Origin of the sequence: Priestia megaterium, assembly GCF_046599315.1 — a bacterium.
Lineage (GTDB): Bacteria > Bacillota > Bacilli > Bacillales > Bacillaceae_H > Priestia > Priestia megaterium_F.
Map to the genome: position 1 here is coordinate 16,928 of NZ_JBKIKC010000024.1, position 24,511 is coordinate 41,438.

At 37.0% G+C, this 24,511-nt stretch carries 25 protein-coding genes, 3 pseudogenes and 1 riboswitch; of the genes and pseudogenes, 11 read left to right on the forward strand and 17 right to left on the reverse strand.

Going from position 1 to position 24,511, the window contains the following annotated elements:
• The first annotated feature begins 45 nt into the window (after window positions 1-45).
• Window positions 46-1,260 carry a DUF418 domain-containing protein gene (locus ACLHDF_RS30550; protein ID WP_413922134.1) on the forward strand — a complete coding sequence of 405 codons (1,215 nt, stop codon included), beginning with the start codon at window positions 46-48 and terminating at the stop codon, window positions 1,258-1,260.
• A 47-nt stretch (window positions 1,261-1,307) separates the two neighbouring features.
• Here ACLHDF_RS30550 and ACLHDF_RS30555 read toward each other — a convergent pair whose 3' ends face one another.
• The 3 genes from ACLHDF_RS30555 to ACLHDF_RS30565 form a co-directional block, all read right to left on the reverse strand.
• On the reverse strand, window positions 1,308-1,766 hold the full coding sequence (locus ACLHDF_RS30555) for a hypothetical protein (RefSeq protein WP_413922135.1): 459 nt from the start codon (window positions 1,764-1,766) through the stop codon (window positions 1,308-1,310).
• A gap of 323 nt (window positions 1,767-2,089) precedes the next feature.
• A complete protein-coding gene (locus ACLHDF_RS30560) occupies window positions 2,090-2,380 on the reverse strand; it encodes a hypothetical protein (protein ID WP_413922136.1) in 291 nt (96 codons plus the stop codon).
• Between the two features lie 93 nt (window positions 2,381-2,473).
• Window positions 2,474-2,962, reverse strand: a complete 489-nt coding sequence (locus tag ACLHDF_RS30565; RefSeq protein ID WP_413922137.1) for a GyrI-like domain-containing protein — start codon at window positions 2,960-2,962, stop codon at window positions 2,474-2,476.
• Between the two features lie 223 nt (window positions 2,963-3,185).
• Between ACLHDF_RS30565 and ACLHDF_RS30570 the strand changes: the two genes are divergently transcribed.
• Window positions 3,186-3,473 (forward strand): hypothetical protein, encoded by a 288-nt coding sequence (locus ACLHDF_RS30570; protein WP_413922138.1) that lies wholly within the window; start codon window positions 3,186-3,188, stop codon window positions 3,471-3,473.
• A gap of 94 nt (window positions 3,474-3,567) precedes the next feature.
• Here ACLHDF_RS30570 and ACLHDF_RS30575 read toward each other — a convergent pair whose 3' ends face one another.
• From ACLHDF_RS30575 to ACLHDF_RS30600, 6 genes and pseudogenes are all read right to left on the reverse strand, one after another.
• Window positions 3,568-4,665 (reverse strand): acyltransferase, encoded by a 1,098-nt coding sequence (locus tag ACLHDF_RS30575; protein WP_413922139.1) that lies wholly within the window; start codon window positions 4,663-4,665, stop codon window positions 3,568-3,570.
• Between the two features lie 216 nt (window positions 4,666-4,881).
• A complete protein-coding gene (locus ACLHDF_RS30580) occupies window positions 4,882-5,562 on the reverse strand; it encodes a hypothetical protein (RefSeq protein WP_413922140.1) in 681 nt (226 codons plus the stop codon).
• A 381-nt stretch (window positions 5,563-5,943) separates the two neighbouring features.
• Window positions 5,944-6,393: pseudogene (locus tag ACLHDF_RS30585) on the reverse strand (branched-chain amino acid ABC transporter permease); the annotation flags it as partial.
• Between the two features lie 147 nt (window positions 6,394-6,540).
• Window positions 6,541-6,903, reverse strand: coding sequence for a P-II family nitrogen regulator (locus ACLHDF_RS30590; RefSeq protein ID WP_413922141.1), 363 nt, complete (start codon window positions 6,901-6,903; stop codon window positions 6,541-6,543).
• A gap of 14 nt (window positions 6,904-6,917) precedes the next feature.
• Entirely contained in the window at window positions 6,918-8,144 is a 1,227-nt protein-coding gene (locus ACLHDF_RS30595) for an ammonium transporter (RefSeq protein ID WP_413922142.1), read from the reverse strand.
• 199 nt (window positions 8,145-8,343) lie between these two features.
• Window positions 8,344-8,568, reverse strand: a pseudogene (locus tag ACLHDF_RS30600) (AbgT family transporter); the annotation flags it as partial.
• Between the two features lie 133 nt (window positions 8,569-8,701).
• On the opposite strand from ACLHDF_RS30600, the pseudogene ACLHDF_RS30605 reads away from it, so the two are divergent.
• Window positions 8,702-8,803, forward strand: a pseudogene (locus ACLHDF_RS30605) (DUF2639 domain-containing protein); the annotation flags it as partial.
• 28 nt (window positions 8,804-8,831) lie between these two features.
• Here ACLHDF_RS30605 and ACLHDF_RS30610 read toward each other — a convergent pair.
• The 3 genes from ACLHDF_RS30610 to ACLHDF_RS30620 form a co-directional block, all read right to left on the reverse strand.
• Window positions 8,832-9,764: an alpha/beta hydrolase gene (locus tag ACLHDF_RS30610; RefSeq protein ID WP_413922143.1), complete on the reverse strand. Its 933-nt coding sequence runs from the start codon at window positions 9,762-9,764 to the stop codon at window positions 8,832-8,834.
• A gap of 52 nt (window positions 9,765-9,816) precedes the next feature.
• Window positions 9,817-10,338, reverse strand: a complete 522-nt coding sequence (locus tag ACLHDF_RS30615) for a GrpB family protein (RefSeq protein WP_413922144.1) — start codon at window positions 10,336-10,338, stop codon at window positions 9,817-9,819.
• A gap of 108 nt (window positions 10,339-10,446) precedes the next feature.
• The gene (locus ACLHDF_RS30620; RefSeq protein ID WP_413922145.1) at window positions 10,447-11,592 is read right to left on the reverse strand and encodes an acyl-CoA dehydrogenase family protein; all 1,146 of its coding nucleotides are present in this window, start codon (window positions 11,590-11,592) and stop codon (window positions 10,447-10,449) included.
• 196 nt (window positions 11,593-11,788) lie between these two features.
• On the opposite strand from ACLHDF_RS30620, the gene ACLHDF_RS30625 reads away from it, so the two are divergent.
• The 7 genes from ACLHDF_RS30625 (at window position 11,789) to ACLHDF_RS30655 (ending at window position 16,726) form a co-directional block, all read left to right on the forward strand.
• Entirely contained in the window at window positions 11,789-12,994 is a 1,206-nt protein-coding gene (locus ACLHDF_RS30625; protein ID WP_413922146.1) for a TcaA 3rd/4th domain-containing protein, read from the forward strand.
• A gap of 176 nt (window positions 12,995-13,170) precedes the next feature.
• Window positions 13,171-13,950, forward strand: coding sequence for an STAS domain-containing protein (locus tag ACLHDF_RS30630; protein WP_413922147.1), 780 nt, complete (start codon window positions 13,171-13,173; stop codon window positions 13,948-13,950).
• 143 nt (window positions 13,951-14,093) lie between these two features.
• Entirely contained in the window at window positions 14,094-14,336 is a 243-nt protein-coding gene (locus ACLHDF_RS30635; protein ID WP_013057625.1) for a spore germination protein, read from the forward strand.
• A 107-nt stretch (window positions 14,337-14,443) separates the two neighbouring features.
• The gene (locus ACLHDF_RS30640; RefSeq protein WP_013057626.1) at window positions 14,444-14,686 is read left to right on the forward strand and encodes a spore germination protein; all 243 of its coding nucleotides are present in this window, start codon (window positions 14,444-14,446) and stop codon (window positions 14,684-14,686) included.
• A 51-nt stretch (window positions 14,687-14,737) separates the two neighbouring features.
• On the forward strand, window positions 14,738-15,241 hold the full coding sequence (locus tag ACLHDF_RS30645) for an Hsp20/alpha crystallin family protein (RefSeq protein ID WP_413922148.1): 504 nt from the start codon (window positions 14,738-14,740) through the stop codon (window positions 15,239-15,241).
• Between the two features lie 88 nt (window positions 15,242-15,329).
• Entirely contained in the window at window positions 15,330-15,755 is a 426-nt protein-coding gene (locus tag ACLHDF_RS30650; RefSeq protein WP_413922149.1) for an Hsp20/alpha crystallin family protein, read from the forward strand.
• 44 nt (window positions 15,756-15,799) lie between these two features.
• On the forward strand, window positions 15,800-16,726 hold the full coding sequence (locus ACLHDF_RS30655; RefSeq protein WP_413922150.1) for a hypothetical protein: 927 nt from the start codon (window positions 15,800-15,802) through the stop codon (window positions 16,724-16,726).
• Between the two features lie 17 nt (window positions 16,727-16,743).
• On the opposite strand, the gene ACLHDF_RS30660 is transcribed toward ACLHDF_RS30655, so the two are convergent.
• From ACLHDF_RS30660 to ACLHDF_RS30670, 3 genes are all read right to left on the reverse strand, one after another.
• Window positions 16,744-18,027 carry an ABC transporter ATP-binding protein gene (locus ACLHDF_RS30660; RefSeq protein ID WP_413922151.1) on the reverse strand — a complete coding sequence of 428 codons (1,284 nt, stop codon included), beginning with the start codon at window positions 18,025-18,027 and terminating at the stop codon, window positions 16,744-16,746.
• Complete coding sequence (locus ACLHDF_RS30665; protein ID WP_413922152.1) at window positions 18,024-19,082, reverse strand: FecCD family ABC transporter permease; 1,059 nt, start codon at window positions 19,080-19,082, stop codon at window positions 18,024-18,026. The genes ACLHDF_RS30660 and ACLHDF_RS30665 overlap by 4 nt, the downstream gene beginning before the upstream one ends.
• Before the next feature lie 205 nt (window positions 19,083-19,287).
• Complete coding sequence (locus ACLHDF_RS30670) at window positions 19,288-20,814, reverse strand: cobyric acid synthase (protein ID WP_413922153.1); 1,527 nt, start codon at window positions 20,812-20,814, stop codon at window positions 19,288-19,290.
• A 91-nt stretch (window positions 20,815-20,905) separates the two neighbouring features.
• Window positions 20,906-21,086: riboswitch (cobalamin riboswitch) on the reverse strand.
• Between the two features lie 147 nt (window positions 21,087-21,233).
• Here ACLHDF_RS30670 and ACLHDF_RS30675 point away from each other — a divergent pair.
• Complete coding sequence (locus ACLHDF_RS30675) at window positions 21,234-21,797, forward strand: YdcF family protein (protein WP_413922154.1); 564 nt, start codon at window positions 21,234-21,236, stop codon at window positions 21,795-21,797.
• Window positions 21,798-21,855: 58 nt separating this feature from the next.
• On the opposite strand, the gene ACLHDF_RS30680 is transcribed toward ACLHDF_RS30675, so the two are convergent.
• Both ACLHDF_RS30680 and ACLHDF_RS30685 read right to left on the reverse strand, forming a co-directional pair.
• The gene (locus tag ACLHDF_RS30680) at window positions 21,856-23,427 is read right to left on the reverse strand and encodes an APC family permease (protein WP_413922155.1); all 1,572 of its coding nucleotides are present in this window, start codon (window positions 23,425-23,427) and stop codon (window positions 21,856-21,858) included.
• A 316-nt stretch (window positions 23,428-23,743) separates the two neighbouring features.
• Window positions 23,744-24,391: a nitroreductase family protein gene (locus ACLHDF_RS30685; RefSeq protein WP_413922156.1), complete on the reverse strand. Its 648-nt coding sequence runs from the start codon at window positions 24,389-24,391 to the stop codon at window positions 23,744-23,746.
• Between the last annotated feature and the right edge of the window lie 120 nt (window positions 24,392-24,511).

Consider the following 24,511-nt stretch of genomic DNA (forward strand, 5'->3'; position numbering starts at 1 on the left):
CTATCGTGGTAAGATGTACATATCTAACAAAAAGGAGCGACAGTGATGAATCCTTCTCCACTTCCCCTTAACGAACGCTTTGTTATTCTTGATATTATTCGGGGCATTGCTTTGCTAGGCATTTTTTTAGTAAATATACCTGCTTTTGATTCTCCGATATATATTTTTCGGCTGTACGATGTTCCTTACGAATATGAAGGAATGGATGCTTATATGGATTTATTCCTGCTGCTATTTGTTCAAGGAAAGTTTTTTCCCATTTTTTCTTTTTTATTTGGACTCGGATGCGGAATTTTTTTGTATAGAGCTGAAGAAAAACAATACTTTGCCGCTGCTTTGTGGTTAAGAAGAATGGCTGCTTTGCTGTTAATCGGACTCTTTCATCTTATATTTTTATGGTATGGAGACATTTTGCATGTGTATGCCATTGGCGGTTTTTTATTGTTCTTTTTTTACAATCGAAAAGCCAAGACGATTTTGCTGTGGGCAATAGGCTTGCTATGTTTTTTTTACCTTTTGGCTTGTATGCAGTTTTTTACTCCAGCGCACGTCTTGCAGGACATTCAGTCGGAATACAACGTTTTACATGAACATGTATTAGCACAATATTTATCCACTTACCGGCAAGCAGATTATCTATCTTGGCTGTTTTACCGTTTGAATATTGAAGTGGTACCTATGTTATTAAATCTTCCATTTTCTATCTTGCCTGTATTTTCTATGTTTTTATTTGGCTTGTATACTGCTGAAAAAAAATTATTGAATAATATCGAAAAAAATCGTTCTTTTTTCAAGAAAATTCAGTTAATAACAGGCGCGGCAGGTTTTACTTTAGTTATAATTCTCGCCGTTTTAAAACTAGAGATTTTAAGATATGGATTCTATCAGCAGACAGCCATTCATCTTTTTACAAGTTTGAGCGGCATTTTTCTATGTTTTTTTTATCTTACCACCTTACTGTTATTCCTGCAATTTTCTCGTTACGCTTCCATACTGGTTCTTTTTAAGTATAGCGGAACAATGGCATTAACAACTTACCTTAGCCAAACTTTAATCTGTCTGTGTATAGTTCGAGCATTTGGTTTATACGGAAATCTTCCTTTAGTCGGAAACATGATTATTTGTCTCGTCATCTATACAGTTCAGCTTTTTCTTAATAAGTGGTGGCTTTATTATTTCTATTACGGTCCATGTGAATGGTTATGGCGAAGCTTTACATACCGGTCTTTCCCGCCTCTGAGACGCCACAGGAAAGCTTAAGCATAACAGCAAATCGGCCTTCAATTTTGAAAGCCGATTTGTCTCGTTTACTGCAAAGGCGGTATCGTTATTCGTTTAATCCCATTTTTCTCAAACTCTCGTATATAGTCCATTTCTCGATGAAAAATTTGCATAAATACTTCATTTTTTATTTCTTTAATCGGTCCTATTTGCCCTATCACATCTCGTTTAGCCAATCGATAGGCTAGGGCTTCCCAAAACACTTCGTTATCGTATTCCCCAATAATGTCCTGAAGGGAATCTTCATGTTCTTCTGTAAACATGACCTCACTGTTTAATGTATGAAAAGGTCCTTTTTCAACAAAAGGCTCTGCGTAAGAAAACAGTTGTTTTTCTACATCCGTGTATTCTTGGGCATGATGATCTTCCACTCCAGAACATGCTGTAACCATCCAGTTACCTAAATAAATTAAATCAAGCAGTTGAAAAAAGTGCGTTTCAGATAGTTGAAGTTCAATATCATTTTTTACCGGAGCTTTTGACATAAGCGTGGATCTCTCCTTTAATTTTGAGGGTAGTTGCTATTAAATAAGATAGCTAAAAGGGTTAATATGCAGGCTAGCAGGAAAACTGAAGAAATGGCTTCACCTCTTTTCTGTAGTGTAAAATTAGAGGTACCGACATCAAAAGAAGTGAATACGAAAGGTGTAAACTTATCATAATCGAAATAAAGACAAGATTCAAGATTTTTTACTGAATTTTCCGACTATTACCGTTATTAATGCCTATTTTTATTTACTTATACTAGATGAAGCCGAAAATTTTTAGGATGATCTACTTAAAACAAAAAAGCGCTGAACCAGGCGCTTTAACGGTGTAAGAAAATAGACAAACCAATAAAAAAAACAGCTAAAATAAAGTCAAAAATCCATTGCCACTTCTCGCGTTTCAACAATACGTGCTCTATTCCCGATAATAGCGAACTAACACTAACTAAAACAAAAATAAAGCTTAATTGGTTAAACGAAAATTTAGTGATAAAATTTGATACAAGTATGACTGCTACGGTGATGAACAGTGCCATTTGACTTATAAGTACCCACTTAATTCTCTGTTTATATCCATCTTTTAAAGCTTGTAATAAATCGTTGCTGATCACTCTCGCTAAACCCCTTTTGTATTCCTATCCTCAAAAGTAAGAACGCAGCAAAAAATGCTCATCTGCATCTTAATTACTTAAAAAAACTAGTTGTTAAATCGAAACATAAATATCAACTTGACTGTACTCAGGATCAATACAGCGTTCATCATATAATTCAAAATCTATTTTATAGGCACGATGATTTTTTTTAGCCCATTCGCGAATATAAGCCCAAGCCTCTACGACTACCTGTCTAGCTGGACCAACGGCCGTTGTAAACACCATGTATTCGCCTTCTGGAATGATGAACTCTCTCATATCATCTTTCAGTTCTCCCCCAGGTAAAACTTCGTATCCAAGAGCAAACGTAAAATTCATTTTTTGATCGTATTCAAATTCTGTATAAAGAGCAAATGTATTACCATTTACTTTATTGGCGATTTTATTAGCTAACTGTTGTTTATAGAAAGTCTGCCAGTGCTCGGTAATAAGACCTGTGCCCGTTTCTTCTACAGTTTCATCTGTTCGAATAGGCACTCCTACTACAGTAAATTCATTTACTTTGACCACTTTTTGACTTACGACTAAGTCAGTCAACATATTGAGCCCCCTTAATTCTTCTTTTCTGTATTTACAATGAGGGAAATACTTACTTCTTAATATGCATTTTATTTGTATTCAAAGAAAACGTCAACCTTTTATGCAAATCCCTCAACAAAGGGGCTGAAGATCATTCTTTTAAACTAAAAAAAATGATTCTATTTTCTTTGTACACTTCATACGTATAAGATACCCCTAATTTACAATAGAGTGAGGTAAAAAAATGAAAATCATTGAACTTGCCGAATTCATTAAAACAAGTAAAAAAACAACTAAACTTGCTCTCTCCTCTTCTACAGTACAGTATACATTAGAAACAGATGATTTGAAAATTGAATTACAAACAGGCAGCACGAATAAGCGAATCGTGTTTTTTCGTATCTTCTTAAAAGGAACATACAAGGATTGGATTTGTTACCACCGGAACGAACATCATATCTACGAGTTGTATCAAAATATTCCTTTATCTCCCAAACTGCAAAAGCAGCTTTTGTACGCTATTGCATCATAAAAGAGCTGGCTTAGTTAGCCAGCTCTTATTCAATACATTAGATTACTCATTTTTTATCAAAAAAAGCACCGGACGCTTTGCTACGGTGTTTTTCTTATTTATGCTGTAGTTTTGTGATCGGATGTTTGTGTGGCTTCACATGTAATTTTTCCTTTGTCCACTGAATTCCTCTATATAAATAGTACGAGCACCAAAAAACTGCTGGAACAATAAGTACGTATGCAACGACACTATTTGTAAAGAAAGCAGAATCTATGGAACACAGCAATCGATAGGTCTCATTTAGTATACATATATGCACTACATAAATGCCCACTGAATTTTTCCCGACCTTTGAGAAAAACGAGTTTTTTCCAAGACCTGGACTGCTTAATACGAATAAAAACAATGATGCTGATAAGAAGATCGTAGAAATAAAATAGTCTCCGGGCTTGCTATGCTGGATATTGACCAACCAGTAACGCTCAGCAATCTCTAACGCTGAAAACACAAAAAAGCTGCCTAAATAAATCATTGGCCTTACGTTTAATACTGACAGAATTCGCTGACCGTAAAGGGCAAACATAGCTCCTAACACTGTATAAAACAAACCAAAAAACAGGGCATCTCTTGTTTGAAAGGAAAGTGGAAAAAATAAAGAATAAGATTGTCCAAACAACCCTGTTACATATAATACAGTACTGATAAGCATTAGTAAGCCAATCTTTTTCCATCTTTGAAATAAGAAAACGATAGCTACAGCCCAAATTAACGCAATTAAGTACCAAAGTTGAAACCCGCTTGTGTCACTTCCATAATAAAAAACATCTTTAAATGTGATGGATGAAGTTAAATAATCGGCTACGGCCCCTTTTCGTTCTGCTAGCGTTCCGTGGTTCTGAAATAAGCGCAGAACTATACCAAACAATAAATAAAAGATAAACCAACATGCGTAAAGCTTTGAAATATTCCACGTGTATTTTTTTAAGTATGCAGAAGGCTGAGGGTGTTTTTGAATTTTATTCATAAACAAATATCCTGATACAATAAAGAAAAAAGGAACCGCAAATCGTGCAAATGTGTCAACAATGACATCTAGCACATTTTCCTGGTTCCCTAAAAAGAAATCGTCATGTGATGGATTAACATGAATACAAACAACAAACACTGTAGCAAAAAATTTAATAAAATCAATTGAATAATTACGTTCCATCTTGTTGTCAGCTCCTTAAAATAAACTCGGGTTTTATTTTAGCATAATTATCCAATTAAAAAAGAGTTTTTGGGAAAATTAACCTTATGGTCATGGAAATTTTTTCTTAATTTCCAATATCCTAGTCTTGTTTACTTGTATGACATCTTTCGATATTCCAAATGAATAGTTCTAAAGAACTATAAAATAAAAAACAGATTACCGGTAATCTGTTTTTTAAATTAACATTTTCCATGCGAACTTATTGTCTTGTTTGATATCAACTTCTTTTTCATACAAGGCCTGCACATGCTGTTTAATTTGTTTGAGAAACAGCATTACTTCCCCGCTTGATACAGCAGCTGAGTTGAGGGATAACGAATGTTTTTTAGCAATTTTTAATTCCTCTGTTTCCACTGAAATACTAACGTGGCGAAATAAGTGCCAAGGGTAATAAATTGTTTTAAAAGATTTTGAGAAATAAATTCCTTTAGAACAAACGGTAATCCCCTCGGTTTTTTGAAGAGGATATGTATTTAAATGAGCTACAATTTTTTCTTTAGCAGGTAAATAGAGCCTGTTTCGCATCTCTTTTTCAACTTCTTCACATAGTCGCCCTTCTACTGACAACACATCTTTCGGATCAGGTGTTTGATGAATTTGAAAAGATGAACAAATAGAAGTTAATTCTTTTGAGGATACACACGGATATATATAGTCTTGACACATATATTCGTAGGAATGAGTACGAATAAATTTCTTGATTTTTTTTAATAGAGATACTAGCTTTCTAGCTGAGTAATCGTTCTGGTTGACTTGAAATTTCTCCACGTCATTAAAACAAATCATTTCTTCTTTTCGAATGGTAATAGATTGAATGTTAGCGAACTCTTCCCATAACATTTTTCCTTTTTTCATTCCTCTACTTTTCCAGTAAAGCCCCTTATTTGTAAAGCAAATTCCTCTTTTATCTAGCCCCGCTATAAAAGAACTGTGTAAATACGCAATTATTTTTTCTTGGGGATGAAACTGAAAGTATTTGCTAGCTATTTTTTTGTAGGAACTAGGTATTTGCATTACATAAAATTGACTTTCTCTATAGGTTAAGCATAAGTCAGTCAAATAATTAGTTTTCAGCGTCGCCACGCTCTCACTTCCTTTTTGAGTGTAAATAACCGTACCCATTTTTTTCTATTACTTTATAAACGTTTTTTAGTGAAAAAAGTTTCAACTTTTTTTATTTTTTATGAAAAAGCTTGAAATTGAAGCATTTTTTTCATTTATGAGGTCATCTAACACCTACACTTTTTCTGTAACGGCTTTTCCAAATAAGCCTTCTGGTTTAAAAATTAATACCAAAATCAAAATGGCAAATGCAAATACATCTTTATATTCCGCTCCTAAAACATCGCCGGTGATTGTTGATAAATTAGCGGCTGCAAACATTTCAAGAATACCAAGCATTAGTCCTCCAAACATTGCGCCTCGTATATTGCCTATTCCTCCTAAAACAGCTGCTGTGAAAGCTTTTAACCCTAATATAAAACCAATATAAGGGTCAATTGTTCCGTAATGAAGCGCAAATAAGACGCCAGTAGCTCCTCCTAAAGCCGAACCAATAAAAAAAGTAAGAGAAATGAATTTGTTTACATTGATGGACATCAGTGAAGCTGTATCAGGATCCTGAGCTATGGCTCTCATGGCCATTCCCCATTTGGTCCGATTGACGAAAACTTCAAGTCCTATCATTTATTTTTTATGATATACTCTTAGGCTGTATATATAACAAAAAAGCATGTCGCCATAAGGAAACATGCCTTGTAACTATTAAACTTAAAAGAGGTGCATATTATGCACCTCTTTTATGACCCTTTGTTTTCTGTTTCTCACTCGAATTTAACTATTATTTCGTAATGCCTGTGATCCTTCTTCCCCTGTGCGGATCTTAATCGCATTTTTTAATTCATAGATAAATATTTTCCCATCTCCAGGTTGACCTGTATTTAAGACTTTCCTTGCTTTATCCACAACGTCGGATACTGGGACTTCGCAGACAACAATTTCTACTTTAATTCGTGCGTGCATATTGTCTTGCTTTTTGACGCCTCTGTAAAGCTCCGTAATGCCTTTTTGCAACCCGCACCCCAACGCATCTGTAATCGTAATACCGCTAACGCCAATTTTTGCCAGTTCTTGCTTAAGCTCTTCAAACTTTGAAGGGCGTGTAATAATTTCAATTTTTGTTAAAATATCACTCACTGTGCCCACCCCTTTTACATATTCGATTCGTGATACGCTCTTTCACCGTGCAGTGTAATATCAAGTCCCAGCGTTTCCTCTTCTTGTGTCGCACGTAGAGATACTATTAATCCAACGACTTTAACAATAATGAAGGTAGCAATGCCGACAAATAGATAAGTTGCTACGATAGCTACCAGCTGTTTCCAAAGTAGACTTGGATCTCCGTAGAATAAACCGTTCGCACCGGCATCATTTACAGAAGTTGTGGCAAATAAACCTGTAGCAATACCTCCCCATGTTCCCCCAATACCGTGAAGGCCAAATGCATCTAACGCATCGTCGTAACCGATTTTCTTTTTAAGTGAGAAGATACCCCAGAAACAAACTGCTCCGCCGATAAAACCAATTACAATAGAGGCGAACGGTGTAACGAATCCGCAAGCAGGTGTAATAGCGACAAGTCCGGCAATAGCTCCCGAAACTGCTCCAAGCAGAGTAGGTTTTTTATTAATAATCCATTCTACTACAAGCCAGCCGATAATTCCTGTTGCGGCCGCTGTATTTGTGTTAATAAAAGCCGTCATTGCAACGCTGTTGATAGTTAAGGAACTTCCAACGTTAAAACCAAACCAGCCAAACCAAATCAGCATTCCACCTAAAAGTGTTAGCGGTAAATTGTGAGGTGCTGCTGCATCGGCATTTTTGCGTTTTCCAACAACAAGAGCTAGAATTAAGCCTGCTACGCCTGAAGAAATGTGAACGACGTTTCCTCCGGCAAAGTCGATAGCTCCTAGTTCACGAAGCCATCCGCCAACTCCCCAAACCCAGTGTGCGACTGGTGCATATACAATTAATGACCATAGGATAGCAAATAAGATAAATGCTGAAAACTTCATGCGTTCTGCAAAAGCTCCAGAGATAATAGCTACTGTTAATACCGCAAATGTTAGCTGAAACATCATAAACATATTATGCGGGATCGTAGCGCTGTAGTCCCCATTTGGAGTGAACCCGACTCCTTTTAATCCTACCCAGTCCAAGTTTCCAATAAAAGCATTGCCACCGGTTGAAAAAGCTAACGAATAGCCAGCTACTATCCAAAGAACGGATATAACAGCTAATGATCCTACGCTATACATCGCGGTACTTAACATGTTTTTACTTCGAACCATGCCCCCATAAAATAATGCAATAGCTGGTGTCATAATCCAAACTAATAATGCTGAAAAAAACATAAATACTGAATCGCCCATTTGCATGATGATTTCCCCCTTAAGTACGAATAAATAACCCCTGAATTTAATGTTAGATTATATAACATCTTTTGTTATGTTTACTATCATATTTGATTTATATGTATTTAGCAACTACTTTTTGCAAATTTATTCAGAAAATTTTTGTTTTTTATACTCTTTTATCCTTCTCTTTTGTTTTTCTTTATATTCACAAGGGAAAATATCATTTGATTGTGTTAGAAACTCTGACACGAAAACCTTCTTCGGAGTAGAAGGGGATTTTTATATACAAATACATATATACTCCTGGCCCTAGAGGAACACCAAAAACAATCAACATCATAATCCAAATCCCTAAAAAGGTTAGAGTATAAGGAAGCATAAGTGACATAATCGTGCCAAGGCCTGACTTAGGCTCGTATTCTTTCATAAAGGCTATATCTTTTTTAAAATAACAAAAAACTCTCTTAGAACAGAGAGCTTTTTGTTATTTCACTATACTAGACAGAACAGACTCTTTTCCTGATACATTAACAGCTGTTACCTCCAAGGGCTGGTTTGTTCAGTAGTTAAAAGCAGTCAATATTTCTAAAATTGATGGAAGAAAGTTAGAAGGTTACAAAACCTACATTCTTCGCAATTTACATAGTGAACTTATAGAACAAGATAAAATCAACAGCTAACAGCCCGCTTTTGACAAGCGGGCTGTTTTTAAAGCGATTGATCAATAAAAGATAGTACGCGCTTTACATATTCTTTTTGGTATACATGATAATTTTGAACGTGTTCCGCTTTATCAGTTTTCCAGAAGCGAAAAGCATCTGGGTGCGTTTTAGCCATTATTTCACTTTCAGTATAAGGGATTTTTGTATCTCCTGTGCTGTGTATGAATAAGATTGGTCGAGGGTAAATATGCTCGACTGCTTTAATAGGACTGGCTTTAGCAGGATCTGCATCTGCGATAACAGGAAGAATAGCAATTGTTAGCGGTGTAAACGGAAAGTTTGGTAAATGAGACCATACAGATAGATTTTCTTTTAAATAAGAAGTTAAATCACTAAAAGGACTATCGGCTACTACTGCTTTTACATCTTCATCTTGAGAGGCTGCTAATAAAGAAGTGGCTGCTCCCATTGAAATGCCGTAGAGCACAATTGGCTCTTTTGTTGTTTCCTTCATTTTCTGAATAACGCCTAATAAATCGAGCTGCTCTTTCACACCAATCGTGGTTTGATTCCCTTCTGAGTCTCCTGCGTCTCTAAAATCAAACATGACCACTCGATATCCCGCTTTTACAAATTCTTCACTTAGCGGCAAAAATCCGGCTCCTTTTGCTTCACGGTTATTCCCGTATCCATGTGACATAATAATAGTCGCTTTTGGCTGTTTGATTGGTTCGATTATCCATCCTTTTAAATGCGTTATTCCGTCTTTGCTCAAAAATAGTTGATTACTATAATGCATGCCGTAATCACTAGGGTTTTTTACAGCAGGATTTTTATCTAATTTTGTGAGGCTTATACCTACATAGAGAGAAATTGCCATACAAAGTACAAAACCAAGAATAACAAAGGATATCAAGCTAATCCACAGCGTTTTTTTCTTTTTACCTGTCGTTGTTTGTCTGTTTAAAACTGGAGTCAAGCTCTTCTCTCCCTTTCATCTAAGATCATACTTATTATTCGTATCTCTTGCTTTAACCTTTTCTCCACTTTAAAGCTAGCTGATCTATTTTATGAATAAAATTTGTTTTATTTTCCACATATTTTTCTGGTTCAAAGCGATAGCGATGTGCTAATTCTCTTTTCAACGTTTCGTATTCTTTCGCTGCATCAGGGCGAGCGCGTAGATAATCTCGAAACCATATATGACGATTAATTTCTGGGTGGCCTTTTTCATAAATATGAACATGATGGGTTCTTTCATTTCCTCCTTTTTGAAAGTATCGTCTATCTTTTATGCCGTTTTCACCTTTCGTTTCGTATCCAAGCTGTTCCATCTTCTGATTATATGTATCTACTTTTTTTATATCTTTCACTACAATAAGTAAATCAATAATTGGTTTTGCGCTCAAGCCGGGAACAGCGGTGCTTCCGATGTGATGAACCTCTAAAATTTGAGCTGATATTACATTGGTTAAGGTGTCAGCTTCTTGTGTAAATTCCTTTTCCCACTCGATATTATAGGGTGCCAACTGAATTTCTCTTATAGATTGCATCTTCAATTCCTCCTCCTACAATAAAAAACTGCTTATTATAGGATGATAGCCTATAATAAGCAGTTTTTCACCATTTAACATGTTATTAAGAGGTATGAAGCGTATTTATCATCTAATAAACGCCTGTTTCGCTAAATTAACAATCGTCATATCATCCATTGGAGGGTTATGAAGGCCGGCACGCACATCTCTATAATAACGCTGCAGTGGATTACTACGCTGCAAGCTTCGTGCCCCCACTATGCGCATTGCTTTGTCGACGACAGTACAGGCACTATTGGTCACCACGTGTTTGACAGCTGCTAATTCTCCGGCTAGTGCTGCTCGGTCGTTGGTCTCATCCCATTTACTTGCAACACTGTACATAAAGTGACGTGCCTGCATCAGTTCAAGTTCCATTTCTCCTACTAAACGCTGCACATTTGGCAACTCACTAATCGTTCCTTCGATACTATTGGGAGAATATTCTTTAGCAAATGCCACAGCATAATCTCTTGCTGCAATTGCTGTCCCCATGTAGCAAGCTGGTATATGAAGCAGCCAGCCGCTTGGCTCATTCTTTTTAAAACCACCGAGACGTTCAACAAGAAAATCATGTTCAATATCAACATTTTCTAGCACAAGGTCGTGACTCCCTGTCCCACGCATTGCAATCATATCCCATGTTTCTTCCACTGAAAGTCCACTTGTTTCACGAGGAATTAAAAATAAGCCGATATCTTCTTCTCCTTCGATGCTTGCTTTTACTAAGAAGTAGTTTAAGACCGGAGACATAGTGGTAAAAGTTTTTCGGCCATTGATTCGCCAACCTTCTTTTGTTTTTACAGCCGTCGTTTCCGGTTTTCCTCCTCGAGTAGGGCTTCCTGTCTTCGACTCAGTAGCAGCGGTGTTAATAAGTGCACCTTTTTCTATTTCTTTAAAAATAAAATTGAGCATTTGCTTGCTCCAGGGCTGTTTTTCACATAAATCCATTGTAATCCCCATATGCCATCCGATACTAAGAGCAGTAGAAGCATCTCCTTGAGCAATTAATTCTTGAAATAATAAAAAATCATAAAGGCGTAATTCATCTCCGCCATATTTGCTTTCTAGAGAAAGACGTGTGTAGCCAGCTTCTTTTAACTCTTGAATATTTTCAAATGGAAACGTACCTTCTTCATCTATTTTAAAAGCTCGTTTCTTAAATTTTTCGACTAGAGGCAGAAGTTTTTCATACGTAGACTTTTGGTTTTCATTTACAAATGAAACACTCATTTGCTTCATCTCCTTTTTATATGACAGAGTGTCCCTATCGGATTAATATATAGTTTTTATCATAGCACATCTCACTCTTGCTGTGCATGTTTGGGGTGCTTGTGTTTTCCGTCAGATTCCTGTTCTCCAATTTAATGGTCTGTTCTACCTATATATTCCATACATTTAATTGAATAAAATGAAAGGGATGATGTGAATGAATCAATGTCCAAAATGCGGTGCCAGTGCAAGCACAGACCAATTATTTTGCAATAACTGTGGCTTTTCTTTCACGGTGTCGTCAGCTGCAGCTAAGCATAAAAAGAGCTGGTACATCAGTGGAGGTATTGCGCTTATACTTATTTTAACTTTTGTAGTTTATTCCCTGTTCTCTAGCTCAGAAGAAAAAACGGCTGACCGCTTTATTGAGGCATTAGAATCGAAAGATACAGCTGTGGTAAGAGAGTTATTAGACTCTTCACAGTCTAATACAGTTATCAGTGACACATCTATTCAAGCGCTGTTTGATGCAACTTCCGACGGTTCTATTTTGCCTGAGGTTGAAAATGACTTAAAAAATAAAACGAGTATCTATTTTACAATAAAAGAACAAAAACGCTCATTATTCTTCAAAAAACAATACGTGGTCGTGCCTTCACCTTATTATATCTCCCTTACCACCCCAGAAGATGCAACGGTTACAGTTAACGAAACAAAACAGTCAATATCCAAAAATCAAACGCAAAAAATAGGACCTTTCATGATTGGGAATTATCCGCTTGTGGCCTCTTATGAAAGCTCTTACGGAAAACTTACGGATCAAACTACTGTAAATTTTCATCGCCAAAAAGAAGAAGATATATCTCTTGTATTTAAAGGGGCTTACGTTACAATCTCATCGAATAGAGATGACGCTATTTTATTTGTAAACGGAAAAAGCACGGGATTGCAGGTAAATAGCTCATCACAAATAGGACCGGTTGCTACGGATGGAAGCGTCACTGTTCATGCAGAAGTACAAAAAGACGGCACGACGTTCAAAAGCAGTCCCTACACCATTCAAAATGAAGAAAAAATTACGTTAAATATACAAACGCCGCCTGTTGAAAAAGAAAAAACCGTCATAAATGAACGTGAAGTGATAGTACCTGGCCCGCGCTCTTATGGTACTTCAAGTTCTTATATTCTCCCATATTCAGATTCTTACAAATTAAGCTATAGTGATATTAGTGGTTTGAGCTCGGGTGAACTAAGGCTGGCTCGAAATGAAATCTATGCGCGGCATGGGTATATATTTAAATCGAAAGATCTTCAAGCCTATTTTGATGGAAAGTCATGGTATATGCCTGATTCATCGTTTAGAGATTCCTACTTATCAAGCGTTGAAAAATATAACGTTGACTTTATCAAATCATATGAATAAGATAAACTCCCCTTTTACACAGGGGAGTTTATTAATTGAAGCGAGTGCCTACTCCCACGTTTCTTTACTTAGTGGGCTTCCTACACATGTCAATAAATTTCTTATAGCCTTCTTCATTCTTTTCGCTGTAAAATAGATGTACATAAACTCAATACACGCATAAGGAGAGATAGAGAATGAATGGAATTGGACGACTTCCGCAAAAGCTTAATGGACATTTGATTTTAGAAAATATTCAGGAAACTATGATCATTGCCGATAAAGACTATCGTGTGCAGTGGATGAATGCAAGAGCAATTGAAACACTCCAACCAGTACTCTCAATCTACCAGTTATCCCATATCCAAGAGCTAATTGGAAAGCATATGGATTTCTTTCATTCCAATCCTGAAGAAGCGAAAAAATTACTCACCTCTCTTCATACAACTTATCGAACACGTATAACGATCGGCAGTCAATACGTAGCAGAAGCTGTGATTCACCCCATTGATACAAAAGACGGTGAGCGTTATGGCTACTTGCTTATGTTATTGGACTTTACCGATCAAGCAGAAGCAGAGCTTGAAAAAGAACGGTTAATTGAGGACTTATCCACCCCTTTATTAAAAATATGGGACGAGGTTTTAGCCGTGCCCATTACCGGTAAGATGAATATAGAACGTGGAAAGAAGCTAACTGAAACGGTATTGGAGGCAGTTGTAAAAGAACAGGCGCGCTATTTGCTTATTGACTTGTCTTCCCTTCATTCATTAGACGAAGAACACGGCTATTATATTAATACCCTCCATGATGCTTTACGATTGATTGGTACCACTTGCCTTATCGTTGGTCTGTCTTCAAACATGGCTCTTTCACTTGTAGATTCTCAGTTTAATTGGCGGACATTTTCCACTGTTCAACAAAGCATCTCTTACATTTTAGAAAAAAAGAATTATCGTATTGCACCCATTTCATAAGCCCATCATATCATTAAGTAATCCTCTCTCAATCGCTTTTTCCTTCAAACGGAAAAGGCGATTTTAGTTATGAGGATGCGTGAACGTTTAGGCACTTATCATCATAGGATACATTAATCAACCATAGAAAAGGGTGAGAGCGTATGCCAAGTGTTATTAATATTTATAATTTAAAGATCAACAGTATCTCAAGCAACGGCTCTGTCAACATTGGCGAAGCACTCCATAACAGTCACACGGCTCATTCGAAATCCACTGGTACGAACTCTTCTTATGGCGATGTCTCACCTGCTTCCTCGAAAATGCGAAACATTTATATCGATCCTGATACAAATGACCAAACAGATATTGCAAACGTTGATCATGTCAATGGTTATCAGCAGTGATATAGGGCGATGCTTGTCAATAGCATGATGACAAACGGTGAATACATTCTCTCTTAACGCGATAGGCCGTTAGAGTGGAATGAATAAAAACAGTAAGGAGTCTCTTTATGCCTCTTCAAATTAACGTTTTTAATATCGTAACAAATGGTGTCACGCAAAACGCAAATATTGATTTTGGTTCCACCATTCAAAACAGTCACACGGCGAACTCCAAGTTTAACGGCGCAAATTTCTCTTTAGGTAACTTCTCTCCTACTTGCTCTCAAATGAATACGGGCGTATTAGATCCTGATGTAAGTGATCAAGATCAAATTGCAAACCCTTCAGCTCCAATTGGAAATCAAATTTAGCTTTAACAATTTGGTCAGTTTACTTGGCACATTACAAGGAGGTGTGTAAATATGTTTCCATTTGGAAAGTCTCCTTTTAAAGGAATGATGGAAAATCTTCCAAAAGGAATGGCATCAAAAGACATGAATAAATATATTCAGCAAATGATTTCTTCTACGATGTCTCATTCTTTTCCGGATTTCATGCAAGGAAATGAATTCTTTAAGCAAGCTCAAGACATGATGAAAGAACAGCAGGATATGGGGAATGAAGGTCATGGACAAAAGCTCAGAAGATTTGATTCGAACGTCATCAATACGCTAGACGAATGTATTGTTCAGTTAAAAATCCCTAACCGCGATATTGTATCAAGCATTAAAGTTTATCATACTCCCTATGTGTGTACAATCGAAGGAATAGATGGGGAAGAATCCTTCAAAGAAGAAATTCAGCTTCCTTGTTCGGTTCGTAAAAAAGGTACACGCGCCGTATATCGTTCCGGGGTGTTGGAAATCCGGATGCCTAAACATGTTAATATTCCTATGTCTCAAATAGACGTTCACGATTTAGATTAAAGTGGACGTTTTTTTCTGTTTTCATGCATACATATAAAGTAGAAAGCTGTAAAAGATCTTGTTTTATTTTTTTAAGAAGGTGATAAATATGAATCACGGAAAGTTTAAAAAGTGGGCAGAAACGTTACAGGAAGAAAACCATACGAAATTTTGGGAAAAGATTTTTGACGATGATCATGAAGAAAAGAATGATACAGAAGTAGATGCCTCTCCTCAAATTGTGAACGAGTATCGAGATTATCCTTTAATTGATGTATATGAATGGGCAAATCAACTGTTAGTTGTGATTGAAATACCCGGTGCTAAGCGAACAGACGTCGAATTGACCATGCACGAAAACACTTTACACATATCCGGTTCATCTCTTCTAACGATGAAGGATGCAAATGTTCTTCACAAAGAGAGACGTGAAGGAACATTTCAACGATCAATCATCCTTCCATCTGCTGTAGGTGAAGCTCCATGTCACGCATCATTTAAAGATGGTCTTTTGTACGTGAAATTTGATTTGTAATTTATTGTGCAGAAATATACGTAGCATGAAAGGCAGGGAATTTCATGTTTTCTAAGTGGTTTAAACAATCGCCTAAAATTGAAACAGTCCGTAAAATACATCCGTCTTCCCTTCCAACCAAAAAAAAAGTAAGTCCCATAGACCAACGTTCTAATCAAAAGCGGAGAGAATTACCCAAAAAGATGAAGCCACAAAAACAGTCTAATCTAAAGAAGCTACCTCAGCAGCCAAAGGAGTTACCTAGCCAAATAGAGTCTAATCTAAAGAAAGCACCTCAGCAGCCAAAGAAGTTACCTAGCCAAATAGAGTCTAATCTAAAGAAACTACCTCAGCAGCCAAAGGAGTTACCTAGCCAAATAGAGTCTAAGACATCTGCAGAAGCTGAATTCACAAAACCTGCTTTTTCGTCAGATTCAGCGCTGAACTTGCAGGAGATTCTTGATCAAGTGACGCGTTTAACTGACGCGATCCCTAAAATAGAAGAGCTTTATCAGCAATTACATGAATCGGCTCACCTTATTCAATCACTGTCTCAACTGCATGAGCAAACAGCTCATTTACTTTCGGCTATGCAGTCAGCTCCTAATTTCAAAGACATCCAAAATCAGCTCTCTGCGTTAAAGGAATTATCATCCAATACAGCTTTATATGAGATGCTGACAAGTCTTGACAAGAAGATTAATGAAGTAACTCAGCCAAAGCAGTCCATTGTTGTTGAAAAAATTATGGTCGAAAAAGTATTGTTAGACAAAATTGATCTTAGTAATAATTTCGGCCAGCTAGGCATTAAAGATTTGACCGGTCACTTAAACATCGGTACAACTTATAGCACCGACTCAGATCAAGTAAATGAAGAAGTCAAAGACTTGTTTTCTGTAAAGTTAAAAGAAAAAAAGATTGATGAACATACAACGGAGACAACGATGAGTTCAGGAAGCGAAACAGAAAAATCTGATCACTCCGAGGAATAAAAAATGACCGCAACTGCTTATTTAAAGCAATTGTCGGTCATTTTTGTTTTAAGAAATACTTGTAATTCTTTTTGGAGACGTTCCATTAAGAAGTCTGAAATTTCTTCTTGATTTTCTTCTGTATGATGAGATGATGCTAAAACAATACGTCCTGTTCTTCCTAAGACAGCCCGGTATTCGATTATCTTCATCGCACCATGAAGTAAGTTCGCGTCCGAAAGCGGCGCATTTGTTACTAGCATAATATCCATTTCATTTTCTTTTTGACCATATGCCAACAAAGCTACCCACGAGTACCCTTTATCATCTTTTAAGCGAACTTCATGACTAGATAAAGACGCAGTTTCCCACTTCATATCAGCACTGCTTTGCTGTTGAACAATTTCTTGACACCAATCTAGACCTGTTTCATTTGAACCAAGTGAAAGAGTTCTCAGAGGGCGAACAAACGACAAAGACAACCTTCCCGCTTCTTTTTGTAACTGATACAATTCATGGAAGTCCATCTTCGGATATTGATATGGCGGCATAAAAGCAATTTGCCGCTTATTCATAGCGGGATGGTGAAATACGTGTAAATCGACATCATATACTCTTTTTAAGGTAGCTGCATCATGAAAAATGGCATCTATCCCTGTTTCTTCTACTCTTCCATCCTTCAATAACACGGCATCATCTGCAAATAGCGAGGCGATGTTGAGGTCATGCAAAATGGCCAAGACCGTTAAGTTCATTTCCTGCTGTAAAGTTTTTAACAGCTGAAGCAGCTCCATCGTATGTTTTACATCTAAGTGATTAGTTGGTTCGTCAAGAAGTAAGTAGTCAGGTTCTTGCGCTAGCGCTTTAGCAAGTAAAACTCGCTGTTTTTCTCCACCGCTCAGTGATTGAAAGGTATGATTTCTATAGTGCCAGACGTTTGTTAATTTCATCACGCTTTCTACTACTTCTTCATCCTGTACTGATGCAGCGCTGAACAAACCTTTTGCCTGGTAAGGATAACGTCCAAGTGAAACAATCTCTTGAACCGTAAATTCCAGCCCTATTTGATTTTCTTGCGTCATGACAGCTACTTTTTGCGCCAGCTGTTTTGGTGAATAAGCTTTTACTGACTTTCCTTCTATCTTTACTTCTCCTGATTGAATGCTTAATACATTCATAATTAAGCGAATAAGCGTTGTTTTCCCGCTTCCATTTGGTCCTAGTAAAGCGACAAAAGAACCCTTGTCTACGGTGAACGTGATGTCACGCACGGTCGGTTTTTGTTTATCGTATCCTCCTGTGACATTATGTAATTCAATCATGATATTCCTCTTTTCCGCATACGTTCTTTTACAAGGAGCAGCGTAAAAATCGGCGAACCAATTAAGGCGGTTACAACTCCGATTGGCAGTTCCCGCGGTTCTAAAATCGTTCGTGCCAATAAATCTGCTAAAACTAAATAACTTCCTCCTATTAAAATAGAAAGCGGAAGCACATGCTTATGATTAGCTCCCGCTACGAGGCGCACTACGTGGGGAATAACCAGGCCAACAAACCCTATTGCTCCGGACACTGATACCGCAGCTCCTGTCAATACGGATGCTCCTATTAAAATCGCTCTTTTCTTCTTCTTCACATCAATTCCCATAAAATGAGCGGATTGATCGCCAAATGCTAAGCCGTTCAGCTCTTTTACATTTAACAGCAGCATAATCGTACCGATCAAAAAGAACGGCCCTAAGATTTGAATATGAGACCATCCTCTCATCGATACGCTTCCCATTAGCCAATATAAAACCTGCCTTACATCTTCTTCAGGAGAAAGAGCCACAATTAATGAAATAAGCGCGCTCATAAAGGATGATAAAATAATTCCCGCTAAGATGATGGTTTCATTGGCCAAATTGCCGCTTGCCAGCTTCGTAATACCAAAAACTAAAAGAAGGGTAAGAAATCCAGCCACAATGCCGACTACAGGCAGTGTGAAGATGGACAAACCAAAGATACTCCAATGAAAATAAATTGCCATAACAGAGCCAAGGGTTGCACCTGAAGAAACGCCAATCGTATAAGGGTCGGCAAGAGAGTTTCTTAATAACCCTTGAAAAGCAGCCCCTGCTATGGAAAGTGAAGCTCCTACTAAAAATGCCACCAGTACTCTTGGGAATCGAATTTGCCAAATGATTAAATCCATGTTCTCTGGACCATGATATAAGGATTGCCTGATAAGGTGGCCAATAATAATTTTGATTATATCTCCTACGGTTAATGAAACTGTGCCAATAAATACGCCCATGATAACCGAAGTACATACAATGAATAAACTCACTATGTATAAAATAGATGTTTTGTTTAAAAAAATATGTTTAAAAATCAATACTTTCAGCTCCTCTAGGAAACGAGGCGTGATGTTTTACATTACATTAACCATTCATTTTCCTGTCCATAAACCTTGTTTCCACCATACATAGAGTTGGAAACAATCATCTTTTATTCGTTACGAGTGCGAGATTATTGAACTAGACAACGTAGAATAGCGTACTAAAAAATCCGGTAAAAAAACAAGTGAAAGCCTCTGCAAGCTATACTTTTTGTGCTTGCTCCGGGCTTTTATAATTGTCGATTAAATAATACAGCTTTTCCATATCCACAGCTTCTCGCACATATGCCGCTGCTTTTGAAAAAGACTCATCTTTTCGCAGGCGGCTGTTGAATGTATCCGTAATGGGCGGCAATTTTTTATGTTTACGAATTTGATTAAGCAAAGCTCTGCGCAAAGCATCATTATGAAACACATCATGAACATATGTACCAATTACGTTTTCTTTAACCGTTCCTTCTTTTTCACCATCCACCACTGCAAAAGCTTCCGTTATGCTTTTAGAAGTCGTCTTTCCCATATGAATTTCGTAGCCTTCAATCGAAACTCTTTCACTCTCTAGCTGAACATACCCAGAAACTCTTTCCGTTTTTTTACTGGTTCTCATAATGGTTTCCACTGGAAGCAAACCCAGGCCTTTAATAGATTCAATCCGGGACTCTACGGCATCGGGGTCTGTAATTGTCTCACCTAACATTTGATATCCTCCGCAGATGCCAATGATGTGAACGTTCGTTGTATTCAAGACTTGATTAATGGCTAAAGCCAGGCCGCTTTCTTGTAAAAACTGCGCATCTTCAATCGTATTTTTGCTTCCTGGTAAAACGATTAAATCAGGTGTACCTAATTGCGATGGTTTGGTTACAAGTCTCACATGACAGTCTTCTTCTAAGCTTAAAGGATCGATGTCTGTAAAATTTGAGATGCGTGGATACGAGATAACCGCAATATCGATTTCTTTTAACGGATTCACAAGCGTTGAGTAATTTCTGAGTGATAACGAATCTTCAGCGTCAATTTCCACGTCATGCATGTAAGGAATAACTCCTAATACCGGAACACCTGTATATTCTTCAAACCACTTCAACCCTGGTTTTAACAGTTCTAAATCTCCTCGAAATTTATTGATTAATACTCCAATAACTCTAGGCCTGTGTTCATCAGGAAGCAATTGAAGAGTACCCACTAAGCTCGCAAAAACTCCTCCTTTATCAATATCTCCTACTAACACAACAGGCGCTTCGGCTATCTTTGCTACACGCATATTTACGAGTTCCCGGTCGTTTAAATTCACTTCAGCAGGGCTTCCAGCACCTTCAATCACAATTCGATCATAATGATTGGCAAGCTCTTTATAAGATTCAGTAATAACATTCAACCCTTCATTAAAAAATTCTTGCCGATACTGAAAAGCAAACATATTACGAAGCGGCTTTCCATGAACAACGATTTGAGATTCGTGATCACGAGTTGGTTTAATTAAAATAGGATTCATATTGGTTGTTGCTTCTACTCCAGCCGCTTCCGCTTGAATTCCTTGCGCTCTGCCAATTTCTTTTCCATCCATTGTAATGTATGAATTAAGCGCCATATTTTGTGATTTAAACGGTGCAGTTTGATACCCGTCTTCTTTAAAAATACGGCAAAACGCTGTAGCAATCATGCTTTTTCCAGCGTCTGAGTGCGTTCCTTGAATCATAAGAGGTTTTCCTTTTTTCACTTTGTCCACTCCCTACCACATAAAAAAACCTTAACTGTAAAAGTCAAGGTTTGGTCATGCGCTCATTAACACATTGTCTTGACTTATTTCTCCCACCGAAAAATAAGGGGTTTTTAAAAGCAGGTCTCCTGGCTTATGCTTCATTTTACTTCTGCACCCTTCCTAGTTTGACTAGTGGGTCTTTGCAGGTTCATCCACATTTACAGTAGCGGGGGCTGCACCGGATTCACACCGATTTCCCTATTATCCTCTTTAGAGGCACTTTTAAAATCGTTTATTCTTTATTGTAACGAATTTTATAGTCATTCACAATAACGATTTTCTTCTATTATTATATATTGCTGTGTTTATACTTATTTTGGTCTCGTATGCTATAATAACAATTATTTTCCAGATACCTTATGTATTAGCTAGGAAGGTGCTCATAGTTGAAGAAAAAAATAATTTATATCTTTACTAGTTTGCTTGTTCTTTATATAGCAATCATATCTTTTTGTATGTATCAAACTGCTCACAAGCCTGTTCCACAAAAAGCAGATTATGTGCTCATTTTAGGTTCTAAAGTAGATGGTGATCAAATGTCTCCTAGTTTAAAAGAACGAGTAAAGACAGCTTTATTTTATTTACAAACACATCAACAGACAAAAGTTATCGTAACGGGTGGAAAAGGATCTGATGAAAAAATTTCTGAAGCAGAAGCAGCCTATCGTTTTCTACGAAAAGAAGGAATTAAAAAGAATCGAATTATAAAAGAAGACCAGTCAACTTCTACTTTTGAGAATTTCACTTTCACTAAAAAGAAAGTCGACATTCAAAATAAAAAAATAGTTCTTGTTAGCAGTGATTTTCATTTGTTTCGCGCTTCTATTATTGCCAAGCGTCAAGGCTTTGATGTATATCCTTTAGGTGCAGAAACACCGAGTTCAATTAAACTTCAAGCCTACTTTCGTGAGTATGCTGCTATTTTAAAAACATGGCTGTTTGATAAATAAATAGAGTATACACCTCTGTAAACGAAAAACACGGCATGAATTCATGCCGTGTTTTTTATTAATCATCTGTATCGATAACTGCTTTTGGTAAACCTGTATATTTTGCCCAGTAGAAAATACCGAGTGAAACGAGAGCAATTAAAATTAAGTCAAGTGGATTGCTTAGTACACCTTGTCCTCCACCAAATGAACCTAGGTAAGAAATAACAAGCATAATAATATAATAAGCAACTAGCCACCAAGCAGATTTAAGCTGCTGTGCAAATTTTACGACGTCAGTTGGTACGTATTTCTTAAATGCTACGTAGATAACAACCATTAGAAGCTGTGATCCTAGAAGCCAAGAAATTGTCGTCCATCCTGACCAATATACGATGTATGAACAGAAGATAAATGAAACAGGAGCAATAATGCTCATACCTTTTAATTTGAAAGGCTTTTTAAGATCTTTTGCATTTACTCTGAATGCAGCAGCTGAAATTGGTGCGATAGCATAAGACAGAATAAGTGCTACTGAACATACGTTTACTAGCGCTTCCCAAGAAGGAAATGGCAGTGTCCAGAATACAGACATTCCAAATGACAGCCATAGTGACGCACGTGGAATTCCCGTTTTCTTATCTACTTTTGAGAAACGTTTAAATAATGTTCCATTACGAGACCAAGCATAAACTAGACGAGAAGTTGTATTCATAAAGATGTTCCCGTTACCGCCTGGTGATAAAATAGCATCAAAAATAACAAGCGTTACTAACCAGCCAAGGCCTAAAATAAGTGCAATATCTTTAAATGGTAAAGAGAATTGCTCTTGAATTGTTCCCCATCCTCCTGATAGCATATCAGACGGGATGTTACCAATGAACAATACTTGCAGTGCTGTGTAAATAATCGCTGAAAGTACAATACAGATAATTAGCGCGATTGGAATATTACGCTGCGGATTTTTAACTTCACTGGCTACCGAAACAATAGGGTGAAGTCCTAGGTAAGCAAACATAACGCCACCTGTTGAAATGGCTGCTTGAATACCATTAAAACCAAACGGAGCAAAATCGCCAGTTGTAAAGTTAGCTGATTTAAAGTGATAAGCTAACACGACGATAATTGTAAGAGGAACCGCATATTTGAACACAGATATAATAACATTTGACTTAGCAAATGCTTTTACACTTACGTAGTTAATGATAAAAAATAGCGTTAGTAACGCGAACTGAAATAACCAGCCAATTGTAGTAGGCGATTCAGAACCATGTTTAGTTAGACCAGGAATCCATACAGCCACATACTGGCGTACAGCTGTTACCTCGATGGCAATCAAACTAGTGTAAGCAATAATGGTAATGAATGAAATTAAGTAACCCACTAAATGACCATGTGAGTAAACCGGATAACGGATAATTCCACCGGTACGCGGCAGCGCTGCTCCAAGTTCAGCATACACTAAACCGATAAGTAAAATAATGACTCCACCAATCAGCCACGAAAAACTTCCGGCTGGACCAGCCTTTGACGCTACGTTACTAACAGCAAATAACCAGGCGGAACCAAAAATAGCTCCCATCCCAATTAAAGTTAAGTCAAGTAACGATATTGATTTTTTAAATTTTCCTTGATTTCCTTGATCAGACATAAAATCCTCCTTTAAAATTCCCACTCCACATATCTACGCCCTTGCGTCCGATATGGGATTCTTTACATCATCCTCCTCTTACTAAGACCTCACAAGTGGATATGTTAACAAATATTTTCTAAAAAACCAAGTTAAAAACTTTATTTTTTTGTAAAACATCATTGAATTGTTTATGTATAACGCATAAATTCCACAGAAGATTTGAGGACTACTCCCCTTATTTAACCGCATTATTCTTAGGGTAAACATAAAAGAATATTCAAACTATTTTCTGTAAAAAAAAGCTTGAAATTAAAAAATTTCAAGCTTTTTTCGGTTATTTAAATACTTTTACACGTTCACTTAACGGTTGAAATTCTTTTTCTCCCGCTGGCGCCACAGGATTACCAAATGGCATTTGAGCAATCAGCTTCCATGAACTTGGAATATTCCAAGTTGCTTTTACTTCATCGTCAATCAATGGATTGTAATGCTGTAAAGTTGCTCCTAGGCCTTCCAGTTCAAGTGCTGTCCAGATTACATGCTGCAGCATACCTGATGATTGGTTAGACCAAACCGGGAAATTTTCGCTATAAGATGCGAACTGCTTTTGCAACCCTTCAATTACTTCTTGATCTTCAAAGAAAAGAACTGTTCCATAGCCGCTTCCGAATAAGTTCATTTTTTGATCCGTATCTGCAAAATTTTCTGCTGGGACAATTTTGCGAAGTGTTTCTCTCGTAATATTCCATACTTTATCATGCTGTTCGCCAAATAAGACGACTACGCGTGCGCTTTGAGAATTAAATGATGAAGGAGTATGCTTCACCGAAAAGTTAATAATTTCTTCAATTTTTTCTTCTGATATTTTTACATTTTTATCAATTGCATAAATAGAACGTCGGTTTTTAATCGCTTCATAAAAATCTTTTCCAACTTGTTGTTGATCACTTGATTTATCAAATAATTTATCTAAAAAACCCATTTTCCACACTCCTAATTGTTTGTGTTTTTTTAAAGCTTAAATTGTATGTTTATACCCTTCCCCCTGATAAAGGAGGATAAACAAGATATAATGAATTACTATATCTCTAATTCAAGATAT

Excerpts from the sequence above, each read along its gene's own strand:
- ACLHDF_RS30550 (WP_413922134.1), top strand. The coding sequence starts at position 46 with ATGAATCCTTCTCCACTTCCCCTTAACGAACGCTTTGTTATTCTTGAT.
- ACLHDF_RS30555 (WP_413922135.1), bottom strand. The coding sequence starts at position 1,766 with ATGTCAAAAGCTCCGGTAAAAAATGATATTGAACTTCAACTATCTGAA.
- ACLHDF_RS30565 (WP_413922137.1), bottom strand. The coding sequence starts at position 2,962 with ATGTTGACTGACTTAGTCGTAAGTCAAAAAGTGGTCAAAGTAAATGAA.
- ACLHDF_RS30570 (WP_413922138.1), top strand. The coding sequence starts at position 3,186 with ATGAAAATCATTGAACTTGCCGAATTCATTAAAACAAGTAAAAAAACA.
- ACLHDF_RS30575 (WP_413922139.1), bottom strand. The coding sequence starts at position 4,665 with ATGGAACGTAATTATTCAATTGATTTTATTAAATTTTTTGCTACAGTG.
- ACLHDF_RS30580 (WP_413922140.1), bottom strand. The coding sequence starts at position 5,562 with ATGAAAAAAGGAAAAATGTTATGGGAAGAGTTCGCTAACATTCAATCT.
- ACLHDF_RS30595 (WP_413922142.1), bottom strand. The coding sequence starts at position 8,144 with ATGCAAATGGGCGATTCAGTATTTATGTTTTTTTCAGCATTATTAGTT.
- ACLHDF_RS30615 (WP_413922144.1), bottom strand. The coding sequence starts at position 10,338 with ATGCAATCTATAAGAGAAATTCAGTTGGCACCCTATAATATCGAGTGG.
- ACLHDF_RS30620 (WP_413922145.1), bottom strand. The coding sequence starts at position 11,592 with ATGAGTGTTTCATTTGTAAATGAAAACCAAAAGTCTACGTATGAAAAA.
- ACLHDF_RS30625 (WP_413922146.1), top strand. The coding sequence starts at position 11,789 with ATGAATCAATGTCCAAAATGCGGTGCCAGTGCAAGCACAGACCAATTA.
- ACLHDF_RS30630 (WP_413922147.1), top strand. The coding sequence starts at position 13,171 with ATGAATGGAATTGGACGACTTCCGCAAAAGCTTAATGGACATTTGATT.
- ACLHDF_RS30635 (WP_013057625.1), top strand. The coding sequence starts at position 14,094 with ATGCCAAGTGTTATTAATATTTATAATTTAAAGATCAACAGTATCTCA.
- ACLHDF_RS30640 (WP_013057626.1), top strand. The coding sequence starts at position 14,444 with ATGCCTCTTCAAATTAACGTTTTTAATATCGTAACAAATGGTGTCACG.
- ACLHDF_RS30645 (WP_413922148.1), top strand. The coding sequence starts at position 14,738 with ATGTTTCCATTTGGAAAGTCTCCTTTTAAAGGAATGATGGAAAATCTT.
- ACLHDF_RS30650 (WP_413922149.1), top strand. The coding sequence starts at position 15,330 with ATGAATCACGGAAAGTTTAAAAAGTGGGCAGAAACGTTACAGGAAGAA.
- ACLHDF_RS30655 (WP_413922150.1), top strand. The coding sequence starts at position 15,800 with ATGTTTTCTAAGTGGTTTAAACAATCGCCTAAAATTGAAACAGTCCGT.
- ACLHDF_RS30660 (WP_413922151.1), bottom strand. The coding sequence starts at position 18,027 with ATGATTGAATTACATAATGTCACAGGAGGATACGATAAACAAAAACCG.
- ACLHDF_RS30680 (WP_413922155.1), bottom strand. The coding sequence starts at position 23,427 with ATGTCTGATCAAGGAAATCAAGGAAAATTTAAAAAATCAATATCGTTA.
- ACLHDF_RS30685 (WP_413922156.1), bottom strand. The coding sequence starts at position 24,391 with ATGGGTTTTTTAGATAAATTATTTGATAAATCAAGTGATCAACAACAA.